This is a genomic window from Reyranella sp. (assembly GCF_004297405.1).
In the GTDB taxonomy this organism is placed as follows: Bacteria; Pseudomonadota; Alphaproteobacteria; order Reyranellales; family Reyranellaceae; genus Reyranella.
On the sequence record NZ_SCVC01000027.1, the window covers coordinates 29,980 to 42,156 of the forward strand.

A 12,177-nucleotide genomic window follows, 5' to 3' on the forward strand; every position below is an offset into this window, starting at 1 on the left:
ACCATGGCTGCGCCTAGACACTTTCTCGACCTCGACCAGGTCGATCCCAAAACGCTTCGCCAGATCCTCGATCAGGGCAAGGCGATGAAGAAGGCAAGGTCCAACGGCGGGCACGACAAGCCGCTCGCCGGCAAGACCCTCGCCATGATCTTCGAGAAGCCGTCGACACGCACCCGCGTGTCGTTCGAAGTCGGCATGCGCGAGCTTGGCGGCGAGACGATCATGCTCGGCCGCGGTGACACGCAGCTCGGCCGCGGCGAGACGATCGCCGATACCGCACGTGTGCTGAGCCGCTACGTCGACATCATCATGATGCGCACCACCGTCGAGGAGAAACTCCTCGAAATGGCGAAGTATGCGACCGTGCCGGTGATCAACGGGCTCACCGACAAGACGCATCCCTGCCAGCTCATGGCCGATGTCATGACCTACGAGGAGCATCGCGGCTCGATCCAGGGCAAGTCTATCGCCTGGTCGGGCGACGGCAACAACATGGCGACGAGCTGGATTCATGCCGCCGTGCAGTTCGATTTCGAACTGCGCATCGCCTGCCCCACCGAACTCAAACCGCCGCAGGACGTCGTCCAGTGGGCGGAGAAGTCGAAGGGCCGCATCTCGATCGGCCACGATCCCGAGGCGATGGTGAAGGACGCCGATTGCGTCGTCACCGATACCTGGGTGTCGATGGGCGACGAGGATCCGCAGAGCCCGAGTGCCGCGCGACGACACAATCTCCTGCGCGCCTATCAGGTCGACAAGCACCTGATGAAGCAGGCCAAGAAGGATGCCATCTTCATGCACTGCCTGCCGGCACATCGCGGCGAGGAGGTCACCGCCGAGGTGATCGACGGGCCGCAGTCGGTGGTGTTCGATGAGGCGGAGAACCGCCTGCACGCACAGAAGAGCATCCTCGCCTGGTGCCTTTCATGAGCAAGACGTCGGAAGGCTCCCCTTCCGACGGTGCTCCCTCCACCGACTGGGATCGCGTACTGCCCTTCCAGCTCGATGCGTTAGGCGTGCGCGGCCGCTTGGTCCGGCTGAGCCATGCCTTGGACGAGATCATCGAACGCCACGGCTATCCTCTGGCCGTGGCGCGGCCGCTGGCCGAAGCGATGGTGCTCTGCGTTACCTTGGCGACCTCGCTGAAGTACGACGGCATCTTCACCCTCCAGATCTCGGGGGACGGGCCGATCCGCCTGCTGGTCACCGACCTCACGACCGATGGCGCGCTGCGTGGTTACGCCCAGTTCGACTCCTGGAAGCTTGCGGTGGCGCTGGGTAGCGGCAACGAGGATGCGCCCGAGGGCTACGTGCCGAAGCTGTTCGGCCAGGGTCGGCTCGCTTTCACCGTCGACCAGGGCCAGCACACCGAGCGCTACCAGGGCGTGGTGCCGCTCGAAGGCGCTACTCTGGCCGACTGCGCCCACACCTATTTCCGCCAGTCCGAGCAGCTTCCGACCGGCATCAAGATTTCCGCGCGCCGCGAGGCGAGCGAGGGCGGCCATCATTGGCATGCCGCGGCGTTGATGGTTCAGCAGATGCCGGAACTCGATGCCGGACGAATCGACGTCGATCTGGAACAGCGCGAGGATGACTGGCGACGGGCCGTCATTCTGATGGCTTCGGCGACTGAGGCTGAGATGCTCGATCCCGCGCTGCCCGGCACCAAGCTGCTCTACCGCCTGTTCCACCAGGAACGGCCGCGCCAGTTCGAGCCCCGCGCCTTTGCCGCGCGCTGCCGCTGCAGCCGCGACCGCATCGACCGCGTGCTGCGATCGATCAAGCGCGAGGAACTCGACGACCTGCGCGACAAGACCGGACGGGTCGCGGTGAAGTGCGAGTTCTGCTCGACCGAATACACTTACGACGATCGCGATCTCGACCGGATCTACGCCTCCGCGGCGTAGTCGCAAACGCCTAGGCGTCGGTCCAGTCGAATTTCAGCGGCGCCTCGCGGAAGGCGAAGCGATCGATATGGCGGGCAACAGCATCTTTCAGAGCCGTCAACTGCCCCTCGACGCTTGCCTCCAGGCGGCATTCCAGGTTGTCACCGTTTGCCTGTAGCAACAGCGTCGCGTCGCCCGGCCAGTCGGCGCCGCGGGCATTTCGCGGAAACACGACCTTGCCTTTCTCCGGCGTGAACTCGACGGCGAGGTTGTGGCTCCAGTGCTTGCAGAGCTGCTGGAGGTAGCGACTGCCGTTGGTGGTGGGCACGCGCACGGTGCTGAGGATCGTCATCGAAATCTCCTATTTAGGTGAGCCGTTCGATCTTCTGGGCAGCCTCGTCGATGATGGAGACCGCTTCATGGAGCGTCTGCATCTGGATGTCCTCTCGGCCCAGGCGATGGATCAGCACGGCGCGAAGGTTCGACATGGCCCGACGGATCGGCGCCGAGTCGGTGCGCTCCTGTTGATTGGCGAGTTCGGCCAGTCGGGCGAACAGCGCGTCGACTTCCGTTTTCTTTGCAGCGAGCTCGGAAATGCCGTCTTCGGTGACCGCGAACGCCTTGCGCGGACCTTCCGACTTGGCTTCCGCGACGTGGCCCATCTCGAGCAGCATCGTCAGCGTCGGATAGACCATGCCAGGGCTCGGTACGTAGCTGCCGCCGGTCAGATCCTCGATGGCCCGAATGAGTTCGTAGCCGTGGCGGGGTTGGTCGGCGATCAGCTTGAGCAGCACCAGCCGGAGTTCGGCCGAGTCGAAGACGCGGCGGCGCCCGCCCCGGCGCTCTCCGGAACCGCTGTCCCAGCCTCGGCCATGATGGCCAGGGCCGCGCCGCCCGAAATGATGTCTGTGGCCCTCATGGCCATGATGATGGGAGGGTCGCATTGACCGTATCCTTTTATGTTTGAACATGTCTAAGATATATCTTGATCGGATTTAAAAACAAGGGTCGGGCAAAAAAAATCTGGAGAGCTTCAAGGCCCTCCAGATTACTTTTTTATACTAAGGAGAATATCGGCATTCTGGGCCGGCGGCAGGGCCTCAGTCTCGGCAGGCCCACTCCAGCATACGCTTCATGAATTCCTCGCAGGCGCCGATCTGCGGCTCGAGGATGAACTCGTTGGGCTGGTGCGCCTGGGCAATGTCTCCCGGACCGCAGACTACCGTGGGCACGCCCAACGTCTTGCGGAAGATGCCGGCCTCGGTGGCGTAGACCACGCTGCCGACCGTGTTCGAACCCGACCAGCTTCCAGCGAGGGTCTTGGCGTCGTCGTTGCCCTCAGGCGAGAAGGCCGGGGTCGAGGAACGCAGTTCGGTCTCGATGGCGGCCGACGGATGCTTGGCCTTCATCTTGGGCAGCAGTTCCTCGGCGAGCCACTTCTTGGCGCGTTCGCCCAACTCTTCGATCGGCCGTGTCGGCAGCTCGCGATAGCCCCACAGCACCTCGCACTCGCGCGCCAGGATGTTGCCCGCCGTGCCGCCGACGATCGTGCCGACGTTGAAGGTCGCGGCCGCCGGCATGAACTCGCTGTCCTTCGGCGCCTTGGCCTCGAGCTCCTCCTGCACCTCGTTGAGGTAGTGGATGAATTCACCGGCGAAGTGGATGGCGCTTACACCGAGATGGGTCATCGAGGAATGCGCCTCGAAGCCGGTGAACTTGGTGACGTAGGATTGGCTACCCTTGTGGGCGTGGACCACCGTCATCATCGTCGGTTCGCCGATGATGATGACCTTGGGTTTCGGCACCTCGCTCGCCATGCGCGCAGCCAGCGAATGGGCGCCGAAACAGCCGATCTCCTCGTCGTAGGAAAGCGCGAAATGGATCGGCTTCTTGAGCGGGGCCTTCTTGAACTCCGGCAGCATGGCGAGCGCGATGGCGTAGAACGCCTTCATGTCGCAAGTGCCGCGGCCGTAATACTTGCCGTCCTTCAAGGTCAGCGTCCACGGATCGGTCGTCCAGGGCTGGCCGTCGACCGGCACCACGTCGGTGTGGCCCGAGAGGACGACGCCACCCTTCACATTGGGGCCGACGGTGGCGAAGAGGTTGGCCTTGGAGCCATCCTCGTTCGGGACCAGCTTGCTCTCGACGCCGTGTCCGGCGAGGTAGTCCCTGACATAGTCGATCAGGGCGAGGTTGGAATTACGCGAGGTGGTATCGAACGCCACGAGCCTGCGCAGCATTTCGACGGAACTGACGATCTCTCCGGCCATGATGTCCTTGTCGCGATCAAATCGTGTTGCGACCGATCATGGTCAGAAATTCGCGTCGTGTCTCGCCATTATCGCGGAAAGCACCCAGCATCCGGCTGGTCACCATCGTGACGTCCGACTTGTGCACGCCGCGCGTGGTCATGCATTGGTGCGCCGCCTCGATCACGACGGCGACGCCGCGCGGCTGCAGCACGTCCTGAAGGGTGTTGGCAATCTGCGCCGTCAGTTTCTCCTGGATCTGCAGACGGTGGGCATAGGCGTCGACCACGCGGGCGAGCTTGCTGATCCCGACCACGCGCTTGTCCGGCAGGTAGCCGACATGGACCCGGCCGATGATCGGCACCATGTGATGCTCGCAATGCGACTCGAGGCGGATGTCGCGCAGTGCCACGACCTCGTCGTAGCCCTCGACCTCCTCGAAGGTCCGCTGCAACATCTCGGCTGGATCCTCGTCGTAACCCGAGAAGAACTCCTGATAGGAACGCACCACGCGATCGGGTGTGCCGATCAGGCCCTCACGGTCAGGATCGTCACCAGCCCAGCGGATCAACGTACGCACCGCGGCTTCGGCCTCGTCGCGTGAGGGCCGTGTCAGACCAGTGGCGAGCGAAACCACCTCGCTCTTCTTCATGATCTTGTTCATCATCGCTCTCCTTTGCCCATACCCCTCAGCCGCGCTGCTCAGTTCAGCCGCCGTTGCGAGCTGGGTGTGTCCAGCGAGAAAGTGGGAATCTCGATATCGAAGGCCTCTCCCGACTCACTCACCATCTGATATGTGCCGCCCATGAAGCCCGATGGCGTGGAGAGCGGTGTGCCGGAAGTGTACTCGAACATTTCACCCGGGCGCAGCAAAGGTGTCTTGCCGATCACGCCGGGGCCCTTCACTTCCTGCTGGCGGCCGAGCCCGTCGGTGATCTTCCAATGCCGGCTGCGCAACTGCACCGCGATATCGCCCTTATTTTCAATGCGGACTTGATAGGCCCAGACAAACTGCGATTTCGCAGGATCTGACTGGTCAGGCAGATATTGCGGTGTGACCGTGACGACAATGGCACGGGTTGTGGCGGAGTACATCGCTCAATGATTTCCTTGCGACAGTGAGATGGGAGTTTCCCGCCAAAAGGTCAAACAGGCTAGAGCCACTGCGGATCGGCAGTGAAATCGATCGTGAGCCAGCGATGCGGCCCTTCCTCGCCGATGGCTGCCGCAATTTCGCGACGGATGGCATCGGCCTTGGCGACACTGTCTATCGGCGTATCGGCCGGCACGGCAATATGGATCTCGATGAACTGCGCGCGTCCCACCTTGGCGACGTAGCTCGTGTAAGTGCGAAAACCGTAACGCGCCACGGCATCGTCCATCACCTTGCGCACATGGTCGTCGAGTTCCGACGGCGTGATAAGCAGGATCTCGGTCAAAGCCTTGCGCACAGTGTGGATTGGCACGAAGACCAGCACCAAGGTCAGCAGCGCCAGCACGACAGGGTCGGCGTATGGTGTGAAACGCGCATAGGGCGTGTCGGTAAGAACCCAGGCAATGGCAAAGGCGACCAGCAGCGCCAGAGTGATGCAGGCCGACATCAGCCAGCTTTGCGCATCCAGCCGTATGAAATCCGAGCCGATATGCCTGTTGGCATGACGTTCATAGAAGAACATGGCGAAGCAGACGGCGCAGACGACGACGGCGTAGGCCATTGCCCAGTCGAAATTGAGCTGGCGGCCACCGGCCAGGAAACTGTCGATGGCATTCAGGAAGGCATAGAAGCAGAGCAGCATCAGCGTGCCGCCGTTGAAGGCCAGCACCATCGGCTCGATATGCCAGTAGCCGAACTGGAATCGCCGGTTCTCGGTCACGCGGCTGACCAGCCGCGACACGAACAGCGCCAGGCCTGACATCGCGGCATCGATCGCGGCGAAGACGCCGTCGAACACGATCGACATGGAACCCGACAGCAGGCCGAACAGCACGCCAGCCGCCGCCACGGCAATTGTCACTGCGATGGAGAGTTTCAGCAGTCGTTGTTCGGCGGAGGGCTGCATGCGGAGGCCAGACTATCGCAACTCTCCGCACCGCCGAAGGGCGGTCGAGGCCGCATCGGCTGACTTGAAATTTAATGCAATTGCATCCATATCAATGCATCTGCATTCACTCACAAATCGGTAACCCACGATGGTCCGAACTGAAGTAACGCCGTCATGAGCACGAGCTGGGGTTGGATCTACCTCGTCGCGTCGGGCTTCATTGACGTCGCCTGGGCGCTCACGATGAAGAAGGCGCAGGGCTTTGCGAATCCGGTGTGGACGGCTGCGTCGCTGCTGCTGCTCGCAGCTTTCGTCTACCTGCTGACCAAGGCGCTACAGGTGTTGCCAGTCGGCACCGCCTACGCCGTCTGGACCGGCATCGGCGCGGCAGGCACGGTGCTCGCAGGCATGTTGCTCTTTGCCGAGCCTGCCTCGGCAAACCGCCTGATGTGGATCGCCGTGATCGTGATCGGGATCGTCGGCCTCAACCTGTCGTCGACCTAGATCGGGAAAACCAGGCAGGTCGTGGTGCCGTGCGCCAGGAGCTTGCCGGACGCGTCGGTGAGCCGGCCTTCCGACGTCGCGATGCGCGAACCGACATTGATGATCTTGCCTTCGGCCCGCACCGGGCCGGTCTTGTCGGTCATGGCGCGCACATAGTTGATCTTGATCTCGACGGTCGTGTAGCCGGTCCCTGCCTTCAGGGTGGTGTGAATGCAGCAGCCCATCACCGAGTCGAGCAGGGTGGCGGCAATGCCGCCATGGACCGTGCCCAACGGATTGTAGTGGTCGAACACTGGACGGTAACCGAAGACGACGCGGCCCAGTTCGACCTCTTCGAGGGACATGCCCAGAGCCCTGGAGATCGGCGGCGCCGGAAGGCGGCCCTCCCGCATGGCCTCGAAGAGCGCCAGCCCGTCCATCGGACGCACCTGTTCGATCGGCACCACGCCATATCCCGCCGTCGCGGCCATGCTCTTCTCCATCTCAATTTTGCGTGCATATACACAGTAATGCTTTGCCGGCGCAACCCACCGAAGCTAAGCTCACAGCGATGAACACACCGCTCCCGATCCGGCCTTCGCCTGCCGATTGCACCTGCTTTCGGGTCCGCAGCGCCGCGCGGCGCGTGACGCAGATCTACAGCCGGCACCTCGCGCCGACCGGCCTCAAGATCTCGCAATTCTCACTGCTGGGATTCGTGACCGCCCGGGGTCCAGTCACCATCACCGAGCTGTCCGACCTGCTGGCCACCGACCGCACGACCCTGACGCGCAACCTGCGGCCGCTGCTGAGTTCGGGAGTGGTCGAACGCGCCACGGCCGCCGACAAGCGCCGTCACGAGCTGGTCGCCACACCGGCAGGACGTGCGCTCTTCAAGCGCGCCTTGCCGCTTTGGGCGGCAGCAGAGCAGGAAGTACGTACGGCGATGGGCGCCAAGCTCACCACCGACCTGCATGGCGCGCTCGAGCGCTCGATGGAAAAACTGGCGGCGCTGTAACGCCTTCAGATGTTGGCGTCGAAGAAGCCGTATTCGAGTTCCATGCCGCGGCGATAGGCAGCGCGGACGGCATCGCAATCCTTGGCATGTAGATCGAGCAGCGCCTCGACCCCTGCCGCCAGCGCCTCGAAGCCGGGATCGGCATAGGTCTTCACCCATTCCGCATAGAGTGGCTCCACCTTGGCGGCAGCGAGCGAGCGGCCGAGAAAGGCATAGAGGCGCATGCAGGGCGTCATGGCCGCGATCGTCTCGCCGAGATCGCCGCGCCGCGCCGTCTCCAGCAGGAAGTCGACATAGGCCTTCGTTGCCTCGACCGGCGTCACATAGGACAGATCGACCTGCCAGCGTTCGGCATAGCGCTTGTGGAGCTTGAGCTCCTCCAGGACACCGGCAATCAGATCGGCGAAACCATAGAGATCTTCGCGCGACGTCGAGTTGGCAAGGCAAAAGGCGTAGGCACGCGCGAAGGCCTCGAGAAAGTAGGCATCCTGGGCGACGTATCCCTTGAAGCGCTGGATCTGCAGGCTGCCGTCAGCCAGTCCGCGCACGAAGCCGTGCGCCCGAATGCGCTCGGCCAGATCGGCGTTCTCCGCCCACAGGGTCGCGGACAGTGGCGCGGCGCCAGCCGTTTGGGCCGACGCCTCGGCCATTGTCACTTCGACCGCTGTCATCTCAGTTGCTCCGTCTCAGGTTCCGAGAGATTGAACGAGATCGGCGATGATGTCTTCGGCATCCTCGAGACCGACCGAAAGCCGGATGGTGCCGTCGGTGATGCCGAGCTTGGTGCGCTCCTCGGCACCGATGCGCATATGCGTCGTCGTCGCCGGATGCGTGGCCAGGCTCTTGGCGTCACCAAGATTGTTGGAGATGTCGACGATCTGCAGACGGTTCAGCATCTCGAACGCGGCCCATTTGCCAGCCTTGAGATCGAACGTCACCACGCCGCCGAAATCCGACATCTGCTTGGCCGCGAGCTTGTGCTGCGGATGGTCAGGACGGCCGGGATAGAGCACGCGACCGATCGCCGGATGGGCTGCCAGCGCATCGGCGACGCGGCGGGCGTTGACGCAATGGCGCTCGATCCGAATGCCGAGCGTCTCCAGACCCTTCACCAACACCCAGGCGTTGAACGGGCTGAGCGACGGACCGCAGTTGCGGATGATCGGCTGCAGCTTGTCGAGGATGAACTCTTTGCTGCCGAGCACTGCGCCACCCAGCGTGCGGCCCTGGCCGTCGATGTACTTGGTGGCCGAATGGACGACGACGTCGGCGCCGAACTCAAGCGGCCGCTGCAGGATCGGCGTAGCAAAGGCATTGTCGAGCACGACCTTGGCGCCAGCCTTGTGCGCGAGATCGCACACTGCCTTGACGTCGACGATATCGAGCATCGGATTGGAGGGCGATTCGAAGAGCACCGCCTGCGTGGGCTTGCTGAGCGCCTTCTCCCATTGCGCGAGATCGCCACCATCGACCAGCTCGCTCTGCACGCCGTACTTCGGCAGCAGATCGGAGACGATGTAGTGACAGGAGCCGAAGAGCTGGCGCGCGGCCACCACACGATCGCCGGCCTTAAGCAGCGCCAACAGCGCGAAGAACACGGCCGACATGCCGGTCGAAGTGGCACGACAAGCCTCGGCCCCTTCGAGAGCGGCCAGCCGGTTCTCGAACATGCTGACGGTCGGATTGCCGAAGCGCGAATATTGATAGTGGCTGCTCTCGCCCTTGAAGGTGGCCTCGGCCTCCTCGGCACTGGCATAGGCGTAGCCCGACGTCAGGAACAGCGCTTCCGACGTCTCGTCGAAGTTGCTGCGGATCTGCCCGCTGCGCACCGCACGGGTCTGCGGCCGCCACTTGCTGGTATCGGCCTCGGTCTTCTTCCTGGGAATTGCTCCGTCCATCACACTCTCTCCTCTCGTCCGCGGCCTGCGCGCAGGACCGCAAACGAAAAACCCCCGACCTGGAAGGACGGGGGCTTTGCGAGCACTCCGACCTTTTAGCGATGTTTAACGTGGTCGCAAGCCGGTCGGCTCAAATCACCACGGGCGTCTCTATAGAGGCCGAACCGGGCCCGCGCAAGCCCCCTGGTCCGGCGTCTCCTTCCCCGCGCACGGCGGGGAAGGAGGCCGATAAACAGTTCAGTGCTTGTGCTTGGCGAGCGCCTGCTCACGCAGCTTGGTCAAGGTGATGCGCGAAGTGATCGCCTCGGCGTCGGTCTTCACGTGGATGATGGAAGGCCGGTCGGCAGCGAGCGCACGCTCGAAGGCCTGCTCGAAGTCCGCCGTCCTCTCGACCGTCTCGCCATGGCCGCCGAAGGCACGGGCATAGGCGGCGAAGTCGGGATTCTTGAGTTCCGTGCCGTGCACACGCGTCGGATACTCACGCTCCTGGTGCATCCGGATCGTGCCGTACATGCCGTTGTCGACCACGATGAACACGACATTGGCGCCATGCTGGACCGCGGTGGCGAATTCCTGACCGTTCATCAGGAAGCAGCCGTCGCCACTGAACGACACCACCGTGCGGCCGGGAGCGGCGATCTTGGCCGCCACCGCCGACGGCACGCCGTAGCCCATCGAGCCGTTGGTCGGGGCAAGCTGCGTCCGGAAACCGCGATACTGGAAGAAGCGGTGAACATAGCCCGCGTAGTTGCCGGCGCCGTTGGTGACGATCACGTCGTCCGGCAGACGCTTGTTCAGCCAAGCCACGATCTCGGCCAGATTGGCCGAGCCGGGCTGCGGCGAGGGCTCGATGTTCTTCAGATAGTCAGCACGCGCCGTGGCGACACCAGTCTTCCACGCAGAGGCATCGACCGGCTTCATCGCCTTCGCGGCGGCGGCGAACTGCGCCATGCCGCTGTTGATCGGCAAGGTTGCCTGATAGACGCGGCCGAGTTCTTCGGCGCCGGCATGGACGTGCACCATCTTCTGCGCCGGCACCGGCAAGTCGAACATGGTGTAGCCGCCGGTCGTCGCCTCGCCGAGACGGGGACCGATGGCGATGATCAGATCGCTCTCCTTGATACGCTTGCCGAGCGGCGGATTCACGCCGAGGCCGAGATCTCCCACGAAGTTGGCGTGGCGATTGTCGATCAGGTCCTGATTGCGGAACGCCGTCGTCACCGGCAGGTGATTGGCTTCGACGAACGCCTTGATGTCGGCGCACGCCTTCGCGTCCCAACCGCCGCCGCCCAGAATGACCAGCGGCTGCTTCGCCGCGGCGAGCAGATCGCGGAACGTCGCCATGTCCTCAGGCGCTGGCGCACCTCGCGAAATCTTGAACGGACCACCGTCGGCGACTTCGACCTCGTCGGTCAGCATATCTTCCGGCAGCGCAATCACCACCGGCCCGGGCCGACCGTTGACGGCGCGATGGAAAGCCTGGCTCACGATTTCGGGAATGCGGCGAGCGTCCTCGATCTGGGTGACCCACTTGGCCATCTGGCCGTACATGCGGCGATAGTCGATTTCCTGGAACGCCTCGCGCTCGGTCTGCTCGCGCGCCACTTGGCCGACCAGCAGAATCATGGGCGTCGAATCCTGGAAGCCGGTATGCACGCCGACGCTGGCATTGGTGGCGCCTGGACCGCGCGTGACGAAACAGACGCCGGGCTTGCCTGTCAGCTTCCCGTAAGCTTCGGCCATGTAGGAGGCGCCGCCTTCCTGGCGGCAGATCACGTAGCGGATGGAATTACGCTGGGCGTAGAGCGCATCCAGCGCTGCGAGATAGCTCTCGCCGGGAACGCCGAAGATCGTATCGGTGCCGTGGATGCGAAGCTGGTCGATCAGAACCTGCGCGCCGCTGCGGCGCGGGTGTACGGTGGCCATATCTAGTATCTTTCCCTTACTTCGTGGGTGAGAAGGAGGTTGGCACCAATATCTTGTTGTTCATGTGCTTCATGAATTCTCGGCTCTTCTGCAAATAAGACTGCCAGGCGGGATCTGCCGCCATCGCCGCGCGACGCTTGGTGCGATCAGCAAGGTCTTCATAAGCCCAGATGTGAACAATCTCATTCACATTGCCGACCTCGGTTGTGAAATATCCGACAAGATTGCCGAGATGCTTCATCTGAACCGGCAGTCCTTCCTTTTCGTAAAGTGCCAAAAATTCGCGCAGTCGGCCCGGCTGCAGTTCGTACGTACGATGGTCGACAATCATCTAGGGTCCCTCCCGTTCTCGTGGCGATTGTGTGACGTGACTCCCACTGTCTCAACCCTGCCGTAGACTCACGGCGGGATTCAGCGCATAAGTGCTGCATTGCGACACTAGCCGACGAGCATCATCATGAGTCTCGGCGCGGTCGCGGAGCGCGATACCGGTCAACGTCTTCCGTGAGATTCTTGGTCATCTGTCAAAGGTCAACGAAACGCTTGGACACATCAGTCCAGCAAGCGCGCGCCGGACTCCGCTCGATCCTTCCTCTAGCCCAGAGCCTTGAATGAGTCGCAAATTGTTTGTGGGCAACCTGCCCTATTCGGTCACGTCTGAGCGTCTGTCTGAAG

The 12,177-nt window shown here is 63.0% G+C and carries 15 protein-coding genes and 1 riboswitch; of the genes, 4 read left to right on the top strand and 11 right to left on the bottom strand.

What is annotated here, in order from left to right:
- Window positions 1–3 precede the first annotated feature (3 nt).
- Together argF and EPO50_RS16925 are read left to right on the top strand one after the other, a co-directional pair.
- Window positions 4–930 carry an ornithine carbamoyltransferase gene (gene argF / locus EPO50_RS16920; RefSeq protein WP_296346109.1) on the top strand — a complete coding sequence of 309 codons (927 nt, stop codon included), beginning with the start codon at window positions 4–6 and terminating at the stop codon, window positions 928–930.
- Entirely contained in the window at window positions 927–1,907 is a 981-nt protein-coding gene (locus EPO50_RS16925; protein WP_296346111.1) for an Hsp33 family molecular chaperone HslO, read from the top strand. Before argF ends, EPO50_RS16925 begins: the two co-directional genes overlap by 4 nt.
- A 10-nt stretch (window positions 1,908–1,917) precedes the next feature.
- On the opposite strand, the gene EPO50_RS16930 is transcribed toward EPO50_RS16925, so the two are convergent.
- The 6 genes from EPO50_RS16930 to EPO50_RS16955 form a co-directional block, all read right to left on the bottom strand.
- Window positions 1,918–2,238, bottom strand: a complete 321-nt coding sequence (locus EPO50_RS16930) for a DUF2218 domain-containing protein (protein ID WP_296346113.1) — start codon at window positions 2,236–2,238, stop codon at window positions 1,918–1,920.
- 13 nt (window positions 2,239–2,251) lie between these two features.
- On the bottom strand, window positions 2,252–2,830 hold the full coding sequence (locus tag EPO50_RS16935; protein WP_296346115.1) for a PadR family transcriptional regulator: 579 nt from the start codon (window positions 2,828–2,830) through the stop codon (window positions 2,252–2,254).
- A 156-nt stretch (window positions 2,831–2,986) separates the two neighbouring features.
- Window positions 2,987–4,156: an acetylornithine deacetylase gene (gene argE, locus EPO50_RS16940; protein WP_296346118.1), complete on the bottom strand. Its 1,170-nt coding sequence runs from the start codon at window positions 4,154–4,156 to the stop codon at window positions 2,987–2,989.
- A 16-nt stretch (window positions 4,157–4,172) separates the two neighbouring features.
- Window positions 4,173–4,802 (bottom strand): GTP cyclohydrolase I FolE, encoded by a 630-nt coding sequence (folE, locus tag EPO50_RS16945; protein WP_296346119.1) that lies wholly within the window; start codon window positions 4,800–4,802, stop codon window positions 4,173–4,175.
- A 35-nt stretch (window positions 4,803–4,837) separates the two neighbouring features.
- A complete protein-coding gene (gene apaG, locus EPO50_RS16950; RefSeq protein WP_296346121.1) occupies window positions 4,838–5,230 on the bottom strand; it encodes a Co2+/Mg2+ efflux protein ApaG in 393 nt (130 codons plus the stop codon).
- A 59-nt stretch (window positions 5,231–5,289) separates the two neighbouring features.
- Complete coding sequence (locus tag EPO50_RS16955; protein ID WP_296346122.1) at window positions 5,290–6,195, bottom strand: cation diffusion facilitator family transporter; 906 nt, start codon at window positions 6,193–6,195, stop codon at window positions 5,290–5,292.
- Window positions 6,196–6,351: 156 nt separating this feature from the next.
- Here EPO50_RS16955 and EPO50_RS16960 point away from each other — a divergent pair, with 156 nt between their 5' ends.
- Window positions 6,352–6,681, top strand: a complete 330-nt coding sequence (locus tag EPO50_RS16960; RefSeq protein ID WP_296346124.1) for a multidrug efflux SMR transporter — start codon at window positions 6,352–6,354, stop codon at window positions 6,679–6,681.
- Here the strand turns inward: EPO50_RS16960 and EPO50_RS16965 are convergent.
- Window positions 6,678–7,151: a PaaI family thioesterase gene (locus EPO50_RS16965; RefSeq protein ID WP_296346126.1), complete on the bottom strand. Its 474-nt coding sequence runs from the start codon at window positions 7,149–7,151 to the stop codon at window positions 6,678–6,680. The genes EPO50_RS16960 and EPO50_RS16965 overlap by 4 nt on opposite strands.
- Window positions 7,152–7,231: 80 nt before the next feature.
- On the opposite strand from EPO50_RS16965, the gene EPO50_RS16970 reads away from it, so the two are divergent.
- Window positions 7,232–7,678: a MarR family winged helix-turn-helix transcriptional regulator gene (locus tag EPO50_RS16970; RefSeq protein WP_296346128.1), complete on the top strand. Its 447-nt coding sequence runs from the start codon at window positions 7,232–7,234 to the stop codon at window positions 7,676–7,678.
- Between the two features lie 5 nt (window positions 7,679–7,683).
- Here the strand turns inward: EPO50_RS16970 and EPO50_RS16975 are convergent, their stop codons facing one another.
- The 4 genes from EPO50_RS16975 to EPO50_RS16990 form a co-directional block, all read right to left on the bottom strand.
- Window positions 7,684–8,349, bottom strand: a complete 666-nt coding sequence (locus EPO50_RS16975; RefSeq protein WP_296346130.1) for a TenA family protein — start codon at window positions 8,347–8,349, stop codon at window positions 7,684–7,686.
- A gap of 15 nt (window positions 8,350–8,364) precedes the next feature.
- Window positions 8,365–9,576 carry an O-succinylhomoserine sulfhydrylase gene (metZ, locus tag EPO50_RS16980; protein WP_296346132.1) on the bottom strand — a complete coding sequence of 404 codons (1,212 nt, stop codon included), beginning with the start codon at window positions 9,574–9,576 and terminating at the stop codon, window positions 8,365–8,367.
- A 75-nt stretch (window positions 9,577–9,651) separates the two neighbouring features.
- Window positions 9,652–9,728, bottom strand: a riboswitch (SAM riboswitch).
- 85 nt (window positions 9,729–9,813) lie between these two features.
- Entirely contained in the window at window positions 9,814–11,502 is a 1,689-nt protein-coding gene (locus EPO50_RS16985; protein WP_296346134.1) for a thiamine pyrophosphate-binding protein, read from the bottom strand.
- Window positions 11,503–11,518: 16 nt separating this feature from the next.
- Window positions 11,519–11,833 carry an NIPSNAP family protein gene (locus tag EPO50_RS16990; RefSeq protein WP_020699410.1) on the bottom strand — a complete coding sequence of 105 codons (315 nt, stop codon included), beginning with the start codon at window positions 11,831–11,833 and terminating at the stop codon, window positions 11,519–11,521.
- Window positions 11,834–12,177 lie beyond the last annotated feature (344 nt).